At 67.8% G+C, this 15,451-nt stretch carries 12 protein-coding genes; 4 read left to right on the top strand and 8 right to left on the bottom strand.

Annotated features, from left to right (window positions below; all coding sequences use genetic code 11):
- Positions 1 to 183: 183 nt before the first annotated feature.
- The gene (locus ACOJV7_RS07560) at positions 184 to 555 is read left to right on the top strand and encodes a very short patch repair endonuclease (protein WP_420189520.1); all 372 of its coding nucleotides are present in this window, start codon (positions 184 to 186) and stop codon (positions 553 to 555) included.
- 286 nt (positions 556 to 841) lie between these two features.
- Here the strand turns inward: ACOJV7_RS07560 and ACOJV7_RS07555 are convergent, their stop codons facing one another.
- Positions 842 to 1,558 (bottom strand): NUDIX hydrolase, encoded by a 717-nt coding sequence (locus tag ACOJV7_RS07555; protein WP_420189519.1) that lies wholly within the window; start codon positions 1,556 to 1,558, stop codon positions 842 to 844.
- 17 nt (positions 1,559 to 1,575) lie between these two features.
- Here ACOJV7_RS07555 and ACOJV7_RS07550 point away from each other — a divergent pair, with 17 nt between their 5' ends.
- Together ACOJV7_RS07550 and ACOJV7_RS07545 are read left to right on the top strand one after the other, a co-directional pair.
- Positions 1,576 to 3,132 (top strand): ADP-ribosylglycohydrolase family protein, encoded by a 1,557-nt coding sequence (locus tag ACOJV7_RS07550; RefSeq protein WP_420189518.1) that lies wholly within the window; start codon positions 1,576 to 1,578, stop codon positions 3,130 to 3,132.
- A gap of 27 nt (positions 3,133 to 3,159) precedes the next feature.
- Complete coding sequence (locus ACOJV7_RS07545; protein WP_420189517.1) at positions 3,160 to 4,224, top strand: ADP-ribosylglycohydrolase family protein; 1,065 nt, start codon at positions 3,160 to 3,162, stop codon at positions 4,222 to 4,224.
- Between the two features lie 12 nt (positions 4,225 to 4,236).
- Here the strand turns inward: ACOJV7_RS07545 and ACOJV7_RS07540 are convergent, their stop codons facing one another.
- The 4 genes from ACOJV7_RS07540 to mobF all read right to left on the bottom strand — a co-directional run bounded on the left by ACOJV7_RS07540 (position 4,237) and on the right by mobF (position 11,534).
- Positions 4,237 to 5,700 (bottom strand): SIR2 family protein, encoded by a 1,464-nt coding sequence (locus ACOJV7_RS07540; protein ID WP_420189516.1) that lies wholly within the window; start codon positions 5,698 to 5,700, stop codon positions 4,237 to 4,239.
- Positions 5,701 to 5,930: 230 nt separating this feature from the next.
- Positions 5,931 to 6,362, bottom strand: a complete 432-nt coding sequence (locus tag ACOJV7_RS07535) for a hypothetical protein (RefSeq protein ID WP_420189515.1) — start codon at positions 6,360 to 6,362, stop codon at positions 5,931 to 5,933.
- 81 nt (positions 6,363 to 6,443) lie between these two features.
- A complete protein-coding gene (locus ACOJV7_RS07530) occupies positions 6,444 to 7,649 on the bottom strand; it encodes a hypothetical protein (protein ID WP_420189514.1) in 1,206 nt (401 codons plus the stop codon).
- Between the two features lie 933 nt (positions 7,650 to 8,582).
- A complete protein-coding gene (mobF, locus tag ACOJV7_RS07525) occupies positions 8,583 to 11,534 on the bottom strand; it encodes a MobF family relaxase (protein ID WP_420190386.1) in 2,952 nt (983 codons plus the stop codon).
- 712 nt (positions 11,535 to 12,246) lie between these two features.
- Here mobF and ACOJV7_RS07520 point away from each other — a divergent pair.
- Positions 12,247 to 12,825 (top strand): HD domain-containing protein, encoded by a 579-nt coding sequence (locus ACOJV7_RS07520; protein WP_420189513.1) that lies wholly within the window; start codon positions 12,247 to 12,249, stop codon positions 12,823 to 12,825.
- On the opposite strand, the gene ACOJV7_RS07515 is transcribed toward ACOJV7_RS07520, so the two are convergent.
- The 3 genes from ACOJV7_RS07515 to ACOJV7_RS07505 all read right to left on the bottom strand — a co-directional run bounded on the left by ACOJV7_RS07515 (position 12,793) and on the right by ACOJV7_RS07505 (position 15,339).
- On the bottom strand, positions 12,793 to 13,263 hold the full coding sequence (locus tag ACOJV7_RS07515; protein WP_420189512.1) for an NUDIX hydrolase: 471 nt from the start codon (positions 13,261 to 13,263) through the stop codon (positions 12,793 to 12,795). The two genes, ACOJV7_RS07520 and ACOJV7_RS07515, sit on opposite strands and share 33 nt — an antisense overlap.
- A gap of 9 nt (positions 13,264 to 13,272) precedes the next feature.
- Positions 13,273 to 14,028 (bottom strand): helix-turn-helix domain-containing protein, encoded by a 756-nt coding sequence (locus ACOJV7_RS07510; protein WP_420189511.1) that lies wholly within the window; start codon positions 14,026 to 14,028, stop codon positions 13,273 to 13,275.
- Between the two features lie 1,020 nt (positions 14,029 to 15,048).
- Entirely contained in the window at positions 15,049 to 15,339 is a 291-nt protein-coding gene (locus ACOJV7_RS07505) for a hypothetical protein (protein ID WP_420189510.1), read from the bottom strand.
- Positions 15,340 to 15,451 lie beyond the last annotated feature (112 nt).

Raw genomic sequence — 15,451 nt, 5'->3', positions numbered from 1 at the left:
CACCTACGGCTCAGAGCAGCGACAAGACCAGGGCACGGTCAGCCAGTCCATCCAGCTGGATGAGGCAGGGGCACGCGAGCTAATATCAGTCATCCGCGAGGTCTTTCCAGGGGCATGACTCCTGTCCAGCGTTGGACGACCGAGCCTGGAAGAGTGAGACCTGGCCCGGAGTTCAGTGCGCGCATGTCGGCGCTTGCCCGGCGGGACACCAGGCCGGAGATGGAGCTTCGGCGCGCCCTCCATGCGCGGGGGTATCGGTACCGCGTGCAGTCGCCCGTGCCGGGGCTTCCCCGCCGACGGATCGACATCGCCTTCCCCCGCCGCAAGGTCGCCATCTTCGTCGACGGCTGCTTCTGGCACGGTTGCCCCGACCACTGCAGGATCCCCTCTACCAACCGCGAGTGGTGGGAATGGAAGATCGCCCGCACCCAGAGCCGCGATGCCGACACCGACCGTCACCTCGCAGGCCTGGGTTGGACTGTGGTGCGAGCGTGGGAGCACGAGGTGATCGAAGAGTCCGTTCGCGCAGTGAAAGGTGCCTTGGAGCAGAACTAGTTGCCACACGAGGGCGTGCGGCACGCATTCGCTAAAGTGCTCGTCCAGCTCCTGACGACCGGCTCGAGCACCTGAGGGACCTGCGACCACCGTTCGTTCCGCGCAGCCGCAGGAGTGACTGCGGCTTGGACGTCGGCTGCCGTACCGACTGTGCTGGACGAACTCTTGGTTCCCCAGACGCCCGAACCCGATGTCCCCTCGGGCGGTGTCGGTGACGATGCCCCGCGGTGCTCGGCACGTGAAATCCTGCCTACGCCGACGCAGTGAGTCGGCCCCGCCGCACGCCTCAGCGGCGGTCTCGCCTCATCGGTGGATGCAGAGGAACACCGCTCTCTGCCACATAGGTGCGGGAGGGCCTGCCTCGGGCCTCCTTCTTCATGTTCCCCGTCTCCCGCAGGAAGCCCTCGATGGCCATGACCTTGCGGTGGAAGTTTCCGGGGTCGAGAGTGTCGACGCCCCACACGATCTCGTATACCCGGCGCAACTCCGCAACCGTGAACTCCGGCGGACAGAAGGCTGCGGCCAGACCCGTGTACTCAAGCTTGCTCCGCGCCCGCTCGATGCCGTCCGCCAGGATCTGGGCGTGGTCGAACGCCAAGGACACCGGCGAACCCCCGAGGACCTCATCCACCGGCAGCCACATGGCGTCGGCGGCGTCGGACCCCGCTGTCGGTTCCGGCGCATCGGCCGTGAGAACCACCCAGGCCACGGTCACCACCCGACCCCGCGGATCACGATCGGCCGCACCGTAAGTGCGCAACTGCTCGAGGACGACGTCCTCGGGCTTCAGGCCCGCCTCCTCCTCGAGCTCCCTGTAGGCGGCCCGCTCGATGTCCTCGCTCGCCTGCACGAAGCCCCCCGGTAGGGCCATCCCACCCTTGAAAGGAGCCCCACCACGCTTCACCAACAGCACGCACAACCTGTCGTCCCGAATCGTCAGCACGACAAGGTCGGCGGTCACGCTGAAGATCGGGAAGTCGCTCACATACTTCGTGGCGCTCACTGGGACCTCTTCTTGTCGTGTTGACAATTGTGATGGTGGAACATATCTTGTCTCTAGGACAATTTATCACGACGGAGGTCGCCATGGAGTTGACGACGCGACAGACGGACCGTACTGCCGGGGTGCTGCTGGGGCAGGCGTGCGGAGATGCCCTCGGCGTCCCCTACGAGTTCTCGGCTCCTCCGGTCAGTGACCCGGAGATGCGTGGAGGCGGCCTGGGGCCGTACGCGCCCGGCGAATGGAGCGACGACACGCAGATGGCCGTGTGCATCGCTCGCGTCGCGGCGACCGGCGCCGACCTCGGTGCCCCGGACGCACTCGACCAGGTGGCCGCTGCCTTCCTCGACTGGTTCGACGGCGGCGCCACCGATGTGGGCACACAGACGCGTCACGTGATCACTACGACGCTCGGCGGCCCCGGCGGCGGCCCCCTCCACGCGGTGATGACCGACTCGGCATCCGAGCTGTACGAACGCACGGGGCGAGCAGCGGGCAACGGTGCGCTTATGCGCACGGCGATCGTGGGGCTGAGCGCTCTCACCAACCGCGACGCCACGGCCCACAACGCGCGTGCCATCGCCGAGCTGACGCACGCCGATCCGCTCGCCGGGGACTCCTGCGTCATCTGGAGCGAGCTCGTGCGACGCGCGGTCCTAACTGGCGAGATCGACGCCTGGGGCACCCTGAGTCTGCTGCCCACCGAGCGACGTGGTCAGTGGGCACAGTGGGTGCGCGACGCGATCGATGACCCTGAGCCGAAACGGCACTCCCACAACGGGTTCACCGTCGTGGCACTCCAGGCTGCGCTGGCAGCCGTCGTCCGGGCGAACCGGTCCTACGACGGGCCACGCGCGGTCCGTGCCGGCCTCAACGGGGCCGTCCTCGCTGGGGACGACACCGACACCGTGGCCGCGATCGCCGGCGGCCTCCTCGGCGCATTGCACGGCGCCTCCTCGGTCCCAGCCGAGTGGCGGCGCATCGTTCACGGATGGCCCGGCATCCGGGCTCGCGACCTGGTTCGCCTCGCCGTGGGTACGGCCCGCGGGGGGCTCGACGACCGCCGATGGCCGGCCACGGGTCGGATGCCGTACGCCGGTCAGGGGGATGCGCAGCGGGCGCTCGCGGTCCCTCATCCTCATGACCGTGAGGTCCTCATCGGCACCATGGCGGACCTGGCACGCACCCGAGAGCTCGGCGTGGATGCCGTGGTGTCGCTCTGCCGGCTGGGCACCGACGACGCGCCCGCCGCCGGCGTCAGACCGGGGGACCACGTCGAGATGTGGCTGCTCGACTCCGAGCGGCCCGAGGACAACCCCCACCTCGATGCCGTGCTCGACGACGCGGCCGCAACCATTGAGTCGTTCCGGTCCGAAGGCAAGCGGGTGCTCGTGCACTGCGTGGCTGCCCAGCAGCGAGCGCCCAGCGTGGCGGCTCGGTACGCCGTGCGCCGCGGCATCCCCCGGCATGTTGCCGAAGCGGACCTGAAGCGCGCCTTACCGAGGATCCGCGGCGCTGGGCTCCTGTGGCGAACCGCTCTTGGAACCGAAGTACCCACCGCGACGAAGGGACCCTGACATGGCACCGATGACCGAGGTTGCGCGATGAACATCGACCGGGCCGAGGTGGAGTCGTGGGAGAACGGCATCCGAGGAATGATGCTTGGCCTGGCGCTCGGCGAGTCGTTCGGACGCGGGCTGCACCCGCACCCGAGCCGCGTCATCAGGGCCGGCGTCTCGACCCAGCTCGCGGCGTTCACGACCGAAGGGCTGATCCGGGCCATGGTGCGGATGTCGCACAAGGGCATCTGCAGCCCTCCCGACGTCATCTGGCAGGCCTACCGCCGGTGGGCAAAGGGCCAGGGCATCTCGATCGCTCCCACCGTCAGCGACGCGGCGATGGCCGGTGAGGCGGATGGATGGCTCAAGGACGTCTCGGCCCTGCGTGAGCGGCGAGGCAGCTCGCCGAGCACGGTCACCGCGCTGCAGTCGGGCCACCCCGGCACCCCGGAGCGACCGACCAACCAGAGCATGGGCTGCCAGGGCCTGACACGCGTGCTGCCTTTGGCCGTGCTGGCCTTCCAGGGTCGCACCGACCAGGCAGTCGACCTGGCTCGCCGAGTGACCGCCCTGAGCCACGGGAGCCCCGTCGGCCTGGGGGTCACCGCCGCCGGCATCGCGGTTGCCGCACATTGCATTCGGTGCGACGACGCCCAGGACGGTCTCCACGAGGGGGCCAACGCGACCCACCACCTCGGTTTGCCTACATCGGTGTCTAACCAGTACCTCGCCGTGTTGGGCCTCGAGTACGGCAAGGGGTCTCTGCCACGACTTCGTGAGATCGCCCCCGACAAGACCTCGAGGTCGGCGCTGCTCGGTGGCATGTACGTCGCGTCGACCTACCCCCACCCCCACCAGTTCACCGAGGCCTTGGCTTTCGCGGCGCAGGCGCCCGACGGCGACTCGGTCGGGGCGGTGACAGGAGCACTCCTCGGCGCCAGCCATGGGGCTTCCCAGCTGCCCGTCGACCTCGTCAGCCGGCACGAGCTCGCGTGGGTGCTCGACACCTTGGCGCGCGATGCCGTCCTCGAGTTGACGGACTCCCCCGGCGGCAGCGACTACGAGACTCCGAGAGACCGGCATTGGTTGACCCGCTACCCCGGCTGGTGAGCTGGTAGTTCACTACTCGTGCCGGGCGCCCAACTGGTCGAGGCCTTCGACAAGAGGACCCCAGGTGCCCGAATCCCTGCTGCGTGCGGCTCGGACCAGTTCGCGGGCCTGATCGGCCAGCTCGCGGTCGGCGTCTTCACCCAGTAACCCCGCAAACCGCCTGTCGAGCAGCCAGGAAGCGTCACGAGTCGCATAGGTGCCTGCTCGATCGAGAACCAGCTCCAGGGCACGCCGCGGCGAGTCGGTGCCGAGATCGCCGAGGTAGATCCACTCGAGCTGCCCGTCCCACAAGCGAGCACGCAGCCGATCACCCCCCTCCGACGCATCGAGCTGTGTGCCGAACCGATCATGGCTGTCGGGGCGGTGGTGGTCGCGGTAGGCCTGCACCTCATGTGCGAGCCGCAAGACGTTGTCGTCGGTGAGAGACGTTCCGACGACGAGAAGGTGCTTGGTCAGGAGCACGGACTGGAGTAGCGCTGCAGACGGCCGGTTCTGGGCGTCGTACGTCACCATGTGACGCCGTGTGAGGACGATGCTGTCGGGGCGCTCCACGTCTCCATGGAGCTTGAGAGCCCAGCGCTCGGAACCAACGGCGGATGCCCACGGTAGGACGCTCTCCATGGACCGCTCGGAGGCTTCCACCGCCCGTTCATAGAAGCGGTCGTAGTTCGTCGTCACCGCGTTGCGCACACCAAGACCGGCAAGGAGTCCATGCAGGAGTGCCGGGCGCGGCGCAGTCCGGACGATGTCTGCGACTTGTTGCTGGAAGGTCTTGCCCGCGGTGGCTTGGATGAGCTCGGCCTGGTCGGTGGCACCCAGAGCCCGGAACGCCTCGGAGTCCGCACCGGGAACCTCTGCAGCGAGCTGTTCGACGAGCTCCTTCCAGGACGGCAGGCCGGCAGGCATGCTCGTGCCCGCCCCGAGGAAGAGGGCCAACTCGTCTCTTCGTGCCCGGTTGCCAATGTCCGTGGCCACGCGGTCGATGCCCTGCGAGACGGCACGGGTTCGACGGACATACTGTGCCGCCGCGAAGACAGATGCCTCCGGGGTGACGATGGCAAAGTCGAGCCCGGTCGACTCCGCGAGGCCATGAAGATGATCTACCAGCAGTTTCAGCACGCGCCCTTGTTCATGGCGATGACCACCCCGCCCTATGCCGAGAACCGGCAGGGCCACCAGCGGCCGCTCCCGGCCTCCTTTTGGCGTGAGTCGTTGAGAAGCGACATCATCCACTGCGCTCGAGAGCCGCTCCAGAACCAGGGAGTAGTCACCGTCGGCAACCTGGACCAACCACTGCTCGGCACCATCGATGCGCCCCCATCCCTTCGACCACGTCGAGGGCGCTGTCGGCCACGGCTGTCCGAGCAAAGGTTCCCAGATACGGTTGAACGACAGGCTGCCATCCACTGGAATAACCGCGGCATCGTGCGTCAGCTGCTCGATCTTGCCGTGGACGACGAAGACATGACCTGACATCCGACCTCCAGTCGTGTGCACCCGGCGGGATGGGCGGCCTACGCCGAGTCCCCACTGAACCCACCATCTCAGACGTCGATGGAACCGCCGCTGTCTGATCTGGCCGGAGGACATGCCTAGACGCCGACTCGGGTGAGAGTAGCGGGGTGAAGTGCCGAAGGGGGCCAGTAGGCGATGGCCACGCTCAACGTCAGCACGCCCCTAGACTGCCACCTTCCCAGGCAGCCACCTCAGTCTTCGAGGATGCGATCGAAGGCGTCGATGGCGGCGTCGTCACGCCGCAATTCATATCCGGCTGCGGTGAGGTCATGGACGACGCGCTCCACATCGTCCTCCGAGAACTCGACCCACTCCTGGCCGACCATGCTGCGCTCGGGCGTCAGCCGTTCGCGGACGTCGGCCGGCAGCTTCTCAAGCGCCAGCATCCCGGCGTTCGGTGGCCAGTCACCGTCCGCGACGAAACCGAGCTCGCGAACGTCGTAGTGCTCGTCGTCCGCAATCTCATCGTCATCGGCGCCTGGTGCGTCTGCGGCACGCGCCTCGCCGTACGTGGACAGCGACAGGACACGGCGGATCTCGGACGTGGCCTCCTCGATCGCGCCCTCGGGGACGATGGTCAGGTAGCCATAGGGCGATTCGCCGTAGATGAGTGCCGTTGTCATGATTTCGACCCTAGGCGAGACCACCGACAGTCGCGCGGCGACGTACGGTTCCCCTTCCGACGCACTGCCAGCGGGAGCTCCTCATGGTCGTAAATCATCATGCTGGCGGACGCTCGACAGCTCGACACTTCCGTCGGCCCGCTGCCAATAGTGCAGGCGTCTGGCTTGAGGAGCGTTGACCTGCAGGGCTACCCGCCAACAAGTCGACCCGTCCGGGCGAGTCACATAGGCGGCATTGCCGCCGTCGGACCTCCGGAGCTGATGCGTTTCGCGGCCCGCCAGCTGGTGGACCCTGCCGGTGAGGATCTCCACGAGGACCTCCACCACCTTCTGCCGGTCGATGCCCTCCGTCGACTGCCAGGACTCGAAGAACCTCGGGCCGACCTCGTATCTCGCCAGAGGCAATGCCACCTTTTCGGCGGCAGGAACGCGACGCGCCCACGCGAGCCGAACGTCGAACTCGAGCTGCTCCCTCGGGTCGCCAAACAGATTCGCATCGTTCGCCGCCCGGCCCAGTTCCTCCGTCAGGGACTGCACCTCGCGGCGACGACGCTCTGCATCATTGCCGGCCTCCCGAGCTTGGCGCCGAAGCTGTTCGCGGGATCGCTCCAGTCGCTCCACTCTGGCACGGACGACCTCAAGCTCATTGAGGAACGCGTCTCGCTCGGACTGAAGGGCGGCAACCTCCGCAGGGTCGGCCGACAGCAGGGTCGGAACTGTCGACGTCTCGACGGGCGACGGTGACGGGGTGGCGACCGCGGCCTCAGCCCTGTCTTCGGCGGAGTCCGGCGCCTCGACTGCCACCCTGGTCAGCCACGGCGGCCCGCCAGTCAGGAGTGCGGCCGCCAGCGGCTCGGCATCATGGTCTACGTCGATGAGAGTGAGGCGCCAGCCCTTGCCCTCCGGCTCCCCCACCTTCACGACAGTGGCGATGACCGTCTCGCCGACCGTCATGAGCGCCGTCAGTGGAACGCCGGGGGTGGCGCTGGCATCCTCAGCCTTAACGAAGACGCGGGTACCCGGGACGAGTTCGACGTGGCAGCCACCCGCGTCCAGCCGCGTCACCTTGGCGAGGACGGCGGCCCCAGGCTGGTAGGCGACGAGGAGTTCATCAGTCGGAACCAGCGAGTCGCGCACATCGAGTCGTCGGTGGGCCGGGTCGAGTCGACCCCGGACCTGCATGCCCTTCGAGAAGAGCCTGTCAGCCTCGACATCGGCGACGGTCAGTTCCGGCCAGATGGTGACGACGCCTCGGCCAGTGGTCACCAGCGCCCGTGAACCGATCACCCCCATGACCGTGCCCTGCAGCATCGACGGTGGCCCGGGGTGTGGGGGTGCCGAGCAGACCGGCCGCGAGCGCCATGGCCATCGCGTCACTGATGAGAAGGTCCGTCACCCTCTCGCGGTCCTTGACCCCGTAGGCGAACCGGAGTGGGGACCGGGACGGCTGGGTCGTCCACTCGAGGTCGACCGGGTACACCCGGCTGGCCCCGCCGTACACCTGCGTCATGGGCGGCATGGCGTCGGAGAAGGCCCAAGACACGTCTCCGGTCGGGATGACGTGCACCTCGGCGAGGTTGCCGAGGGTCGACACGACGTCTTCCTGGTTCACGTACGGGTCGCTCTGCCCCGCGGCCGTGCTGATGACGACGACCGGCCTGTTGCGGGCACTGGAGTTGAGCCGGGCCGCGAGCGCGCGTGCTTCTGCCTCCGACTTCACGTGCACGACACCCATCCGCCCCAAGTCACCTCCCTCGCCGCTCAGGCCACACGCTAGCGGCTGGCCCTGTCAGCCCCGCTTCACGGAGTCCGATGTCCACGTCACATGCCGGGGCGGGGCCGACAGCACCATCGCAAGCCCGCAACTGCGGCCTCGGGCCGAAGAAGATGTCGAGCGACCCGAGTGGTCCCCTGATGAGCAGCTCACAGTGGCACCTCCTTGCAGGCCGTGCCAGAGTTCCCTCATGTCACTGGTGTCGTGCGAGAAGTGCGGCGGTTCAGATCTCGCCCGCGACCGAGACGCCGCTGCGGGCGACGGCATTCCGGTGATCTGCCTTTCCCGCGGACACCACTTGCGCCGTGCGTACGCGCGTGCGAGCACTGAGTGCGGGGTGTCCAGATGCGCCTTGTACGAGCGGGCGGGGATGATCGCAGTCGGCCCTGAGACGAGCGCACGAACGGGTTCGAGCGCGTCGTGGAGCCCGTCCCACTGGCCTCGTGTCAACTCGTCGAGGGAGGCGAAGTCCTCAGCAGTGACCCCCGGGACATCTGAGTTTCGGTGTCGTGACGTGCGCTGGTCGGCTCGGCCATGGCCCACCAAGGCCGCCTTGCACGCGCCTGCTCTTCACCGCGGACCGCATGGGCGGCGAGGTCGACGCCGCTGGTGGCGATGACGTTCTGGAGGACCTGGACCGGCTCTTCCGACTCGACCTCACCGTGGGCGGTGGCGGAGTCAGGTTCGTGCGCGGTGTCGACGTAGAGCCGGTTCGACTCCCGCCCCCTACTCGCCATGACGTACAACGGTTCGCGCAGCGTAGTCGCGTTCACGTACGCGTGCGCCGTGTCTACCGTCCGACCCTGTGCCCGGTGCGCGGTAGATGCGTACCCGAGTTCGACGTGATCGCGAACATAGTCCGCAGGCAGTACCACAGCAGCGGATCCACCTGGTCGGGTCACGCGTAGCGAGCCTTCATCTCCGGTGGCGGTGACGACCCAGTCGTCGCCGTTCTTGACCCACCCGTGCCCGGTCGTCAGGGCACGCAAGTTGAGCCGGGTTACGACCACGTCCCCGACTCCGATGACCGTCCCGTCGCCGCACCGTACGCCCTCTGGCGCGACCTCCCCGGCCCGCACTCGCCACGCGTGCGCGCGGGCGTTGAGTTCGTCCACGGTGTCCGCGTCGGCGGCGGCCATGAGCGAGGCACGCCCGGCGAGCCGATCAGTCAACCAAGCCTCGAACAACAGGTCCAGCATGTCCCCGCGCTGGCCGGACTCGACACGACCATGGGAGACGTACTCACCGGCAACCGTGCCGTCGCCGACCCGCAGCCGCAGCGTCGCTTCGCGCTCCCACTTGTCCCTGAACCGGCGCACGTCGTAGAGGGTCGCGACGTCCGACCCTGCCGAGTCGACGAGCAGCTTGAATGCGCCCCCGGCCTGCACCGGCGATAGCTGCGCCCAGTCACCGACGAGCAACACCTTCGCACCCGCCGCCGTGGCGGCGGCGGTTATGTGGTCCAGGTCTTTGGTAGCGGCCATGGACGCCTCGTCGACGATCACCAGTTGCCCCGACCGCAGAGCCCAACGCCGGTATGCCGCCAACTCCGCACGTGCCGCCAGCTGGAGTTGCCGGGTAGCTGGCGAGGGGTACGCGTTGGACAGGCGCGCGGCATACTCCCGCAACCGCGCTTCCCGCTCCGGGAGGGAACGGTTTTCGCTGATCCACTTGGAGGTGTTTTCGGTGGGTACACCGACTGCGTCGGCGAGGACATCCGCCGCGGCCGCAGATGGCGCCAATCCGACCACCGACCAGGGCCCGTGCTCGGCCTCCCACGCCGCCCGGAGTCCGGCCATGGTCGTCGACTTACCGGTGCCTGCGGCACCCACAAGCACGTCGAGCCGCCGACCGGAGGTCACGACGGCGGCCACGGCATGGGCCTGCTCCGCGGAGAGGACGTGCTGCTGGCCGGGTACGACCATGCGCCCCAAACGGTTAGCGACGGGCATGGTTACGGCGGGGGCATCGCTGGCCTGACCAGCGATGAGCAGGCGACCCTCGGCGTCAAGGAGCTCGGCGGTGGCGAAGATCTCGCTATTGCGGGCCCGCAGCATGCTCGACCCGTCCGGCCGGCGCAAGTAGCTCGGCGCATACAGCGCCTCGACGGGGGTGAGCATGACCGCCCGTTCCGCGGCGAGCGTGGCCGTACGCTCGCCCACGTCGATGCGATCTGCCGGGGTGGCGAACCGAACTCCGTGCAGCTGCCGGTGCGCTTCGGCGAGCAGGTTTGCACGCGTGAAGGTGGCCCTCTTGTCGGCGACCTTCGCCAGCACCAGCGATGCGGCGTCGGCGAGGATCCGGTCCTCGAGGTCGTGGGCAGTGACAAGCTTCTGAGCTTGCCGTCCAGCCAGGCGAGCGACCCACGGCTGCTCGTCGTCGCCAACGAACTCGCTGGCGCGGTCGCGCCAGCCGTGGATGAGTTCGGCCAAAGGCTTGAACTGCTTGGCCTCGCGGGTTGCCAGGGTGGCCTGTTGCCGGAGGGTAATGATCTCGCGAGCGGTGGGTTGCCCGCCCCGAGAGGCGATGAACGCCTCGACGAGCTCGTCTTTGGCGCGCTCTATCACGCTCGATCGTTGCGAGAACTCCTCCCGTAGTTCCCTACTGACCCCGTCGACTTCCCACTTTGGCTCCGCCGAACGGGCCCGCTTCTGGGGCACCCAAGCCCACCCCAGATCGCGGGTGAGTTCATCGGCAAGGAGGCCGTTGTACAGCTCGGACAGACCGACCACGGCTCGGAACAACGCCTTTGAGTCCAGGGTCCGCCATTTGCCGTCCATCGCTGACTGGACCCGGTTGAGGACCACGACGTGCGTGTGCAACTGCGGATCGCCGGCGCGGGAGTCCCAATGGTCAAACGCCGTTGCGACCACGCCACGCACGTCCTCGGAGACTGCTCCTGCATGCCCGGTTCGGGTGGCGAATACTTGCGACTCGGCATACCCGATCACCGCCTGCAACGCGCGTCGGTGCGCCGCGTGGATGCGCGCACGTGTGGGGTCGTCCGCGAGCGCCCACGCCACCGACACGCTCTTGGGGACCGAGAAGGTGAGGTCGAACCCCGCCACCGAAGCCCTCGCCCGACGCACCCGGCCAAGATGGTCGACGAAGACCATCCCTGCACCGGTAGGCGGTCGCCCGAGCTGCTGGCCGGTCACCGGGTCCTGGAGCATCCCTAGCATCCGCCACAGCTGAGCTTCACTCACGAGCGAGCCCGCCTGGACGCCTTCATCGGCGCCCAGACCGGCCAAGCCAGCGCCCAGGAACCAGCCCGGCGGTGTCCCGGTCATGGCGTAGTACGCCGTCAGCCCGGCCGCGCGATTCGCCTCGTCAGCTCGCGCGACCGAAGACATCAAGTAGCGGTACCCGGCACCCAGCGTCATGCGGCGGATTGACATGGTCACGCGACGATGACTGATCCGTCGGGGCACCGTCGGCGACCACCTTCGACACCTTGGTGCCAGACGTGTGGCGCGACCTTGATTGCCGGTACCTGGCGGGCTGCTGGTCGCTAACTGGGAGTGCGGCTTCAGGTTGGGCCTAGGCCCGTGCTGTAGTGAGGAACGAACGCCTGCCGCGACGGGGGTGTCGGGTCCTGGGCCCGCCCGCGGTTACGACCTGCTTTCGAACTTCGATCGATGACAGCGGCGGTGCCGGCGGGCCTGGGACTTCGTGCTCATGGTGACCCCCGCGGCGGATGTACCTTCTCGACAACTCGGGAGGCACCCATGGTCAGGCACGCAATCGACGAGGACGCACGCAGGCGACTGCTGAACGCTCAGCGGGCCGAGGCCCTTGCCATGAAGGCATGGGCGGCCGCGAAGCGGCGTCGCGAGCAGCTGCAGGTCGCGGTCGACTCGTCGGATGCCGCTGTGGAGGGCACGCTTCGCGCGCTCGTGGAGACAAGCGGCGTGGATCGGGCTGCGTTGTTGTCGGGTGTTCCCAAAGCAGACCTTCGCCGTACGGTTCGTCGAGCAGTTGGGACGTGACACACCGCGCTGGGCCTCTGGCTACCTGGTGCGGCCGCGCTCAGCCTCCGATCCGAGGGGGCCTCTCCACTCTTGTCGCTGGCGGCACACCAACTGGCTCAGCGCGCGACCCTGGGTCTCGATGCTGGAGCGACGAATGTGGAACGAGGCGGCGGCTGCGAAGCCCTCCGCGGAAGAGCGCGCCCGGTCCCTCCTCGGCGGCCACGGTTCTCGATGGGCTCACGTCCAAGGTGTGGCTGCGAGAGCGGAGGAACTCGATGTCTCCGAGGACGTCATCAACGCGGCCTGGCTCCATGACATCGGCTACGCCGACCAGCTCCGAGACACCGGGATGCACGCCATCGACGGAGCCCTCTTCTTGCGGCGGGAGGGCTGGCCTCCCGTCATCTGCAGTCTGGTTGCTCGACACACCGGCGCCGCCTTCGAGGCTGAGGAGCGGCACCTCGTCGAGGCTCTCGACAAGTTTCCCGACCCGCCACGGGAGCTGCTGGACGCACTGACACTGTGCGACCTCACAGTCGCACCCGACGGCACGGAGTCCAGGATCAGTGAGCGCCTCGGTGAGATCTTGGCCCGCTACCCAGAGGGCCACCCGGTGCACACCGCAGTGCGACGTTCGCGCCCCCACCTCGAGCTGGCGTGCAGGCGCGCCATCGGCGCACTCGGCCTAGCCGAGGGCTGGGGTCTCTCGGCCCTCTAGGGCGTGCTCGATGCGGAGCCTCATTGACGGGTGCATGTCGAGGTCGTCGAGGTCGCTCGGATCAGACCAAACGACCTCGCTGCTCTCCGAGCTGGTCCGCGCGGACCCTCCCGTGAGCCTCGCCCGGAAAGCCAGGGAGAACTGCTGGCGGACCTCGCCGTCGTCATACGCCATGACGTGCCGAGGGTTGGTGTAGGTCCCGGTGAGCGCCACGACCTCGACGTCGTACCCGGTCTCCTCCTTCACCTCGCGAACCACGGTGTCGACGATGGACTCCCCTATCTCGTGGCCGCCCCCAGGCAGGGCCCAGAGGTTGTTATCTGTCTTGTGAATGAGGAGCACGCGACCGGCGGCATCCTGGACGATTGCCACGACCGACGGCACGACCGAGTTCGCCTCCGGTGCGTTGGGGTCATCGATGTAGTCGATCCGTCCCATTCTTCGAGGCTACGCGAGGTCCTCCCCCGTCACCGCCTGGCCGAGCTCCCAAACCCGTTCGAAGGACGCCATGTGGACGTCGAAGAGCCGCCCGCCATCCACACGGCGAAGGTGAGCCACCGGTGAGTGGTTCGCCGGCGCGCCAAACAGGTGGTGGTTCGCCAAGAGGTCGTCGTCGAACCGGAAGATCGACGCGTACAGCGTGCACCCGTGGCGACGACCTTCGATTCCTGGCACGTCGAGGATCGACGAGAGGTACTTCCAGCTAAGCCTGCACCTGTCGGCGAGCGAGCTTCCGATCTGCTCCTCCACGCCACGGACCGCGACAGCCTCCGACGCAGGGTCGCCGAAGAGCAACCGTACCCGCACTCCGGATAACGCTCGCTGGGCCAGCAAGTCGTCGAAATCCGGGAGGGTGTCGTGCAGGAAACTCGCAGCGAAGGCAAGCAGTGACACCTCCTTCACCGAAGCGCGGATCAGCTGGCGCCAGGTGTCACTGGGCACGGATCCGCGGCTTGGGTACTGGCCGATGATCTCCGCGGCAGTGGCGGACTGCGTCCTGCTCTCGGACAGCGCCTTCGGCCAAAGGTAGAGCTCGTCGGCGCCCAGCGCCTGGGCGACGCGATGACGATTGCCCCTGTGCGGAAGTCGATCCGTAGATACCCAGCGCTCGATCGTCTTCGGATCAAGGCCCACGCGCGCGCTCAACGACTCGACGGTGTCCGGGCTGCTGACGATCGCGGCCCTGAGTCTTTCGTTCGTCACGGCTCCCCCTAGGACGTCCGGGACATCTCGCCAAATGTAGGACGTCCCAAAACGTTCCGCGAGGCGGTGTTGGCGTCCTGTGGATAACCGGTCCTATGGGTTCTCGATGGGGACGACAAGGACGGGAGCACGCCATGCGCCACACCCCGAACGACACCGCACCAGACGCTTCCCGTGCTTCCCGGCGCTCTGCCGGTCGGGAACATCCGAATCGCTCGATCGCGGCGGCAGCGACCATCGCCGATGCCCTCGCCAACTGCCCGACGCTGCCGCGGGCGAGCCGGGAGAGGGACGCGCTGTGGCTGGCTGTCGAAAGTTCCGTCTGTACGCGGGGTGTGGTCTACGTCGTCCCCCTGGGCTCCACGACTGCGGTTCCCGTGGACAGGGAGTACGCCACTGATGAGCTCCTTGCGGCGATGTCGTGGCTACTCGGGCACGAGGATGCGGCTCGGCAGATGCAGCCGCTCGAACTCTTCATTCGGCTCAGGGGAGAGGCGACGCGCGGCCGGTTGGGGTCGGCCCGTCGAGCCCAAGGTGACGCTCTGCACGGCCTGACCGGGGTGCCTCCCGGATGCCCTCTGGGGTTCTTGCCGCTGGACGCGGACGAGGCCGTCTGATGAACGAGCCTTTCGAACTGTGGCTGCGCGGCTTTGGGATTACCCGGAACGAGGCGGAGACCCTGAGATTGCGGCCAGCCTTCGAGATCTTCCTCTCTCGGCTCGAGTCGGCTCGGCAACGCGGCGCCGCGGACCCGCTGGTTACCGTTACCGCGAAGTCCGCCGGCGGCAACTCGAGGGCATGCACCCGGCGGATGCTCGACCAACTCGGCTACGAACCCGCTGAGCGGCGTGCGATCCACCGCCTGTTTGCGGGTTCGCCCTCCGGGTGGCCAGGGTTTCTCCGGCTGTACGTCGACGGGGAGCCGCCCTCCACGCAACACCTGAGGTACGTCCGTCGGCAACTGCGCACCCTTGAGCGGCAGCGGTTGGGGCGACAGCGACAGGGCGAGGCAAGCGGACGTCAGGCGCGCACCGGACTCAGAGCCGCGTGGGTGGCCAGCGCCGGGACCCCGTACAACAGCGCTACTCCGGCGACCGCGACGATCGACACCTGTGGGCCTGAGACGAGGCGCGGCGTTGCATCCCCGTAGTCGAGAATGACGCGCTGCTCCTCCAGGTCGACGTCGAACCCCATGATCGACCCCCACCACAGCGAGACCAGGTCGCCCGCGGGCATGCGCGCGACGAGCCGACCATCCGTGACGATGACACTGGCCCAGGCCGGCTCGGACCAGTTGCCCTCGGTACGCATTCGAAGCCATAGGCCTACACGGCGCAAAGGATGTTCTCCAATCCCGAGGACCACACCGTCGACCATCGTGTCGATGTCGAAGGGCCGCGGTTTGAGGCCTGCCAACTCGAGG

This window comes from Knoellia tibetensis (assembly GCF_048606415.1).
Lineage (GTDB): Bacteria > Actinomycetota > Actinomycetes > Actinomycetales > Dermatophilaceae > Knoellia > Knoellia tibetensis.
This window is presented reverse-complemented; position numbering and strand designations above follow the sequence as displayed.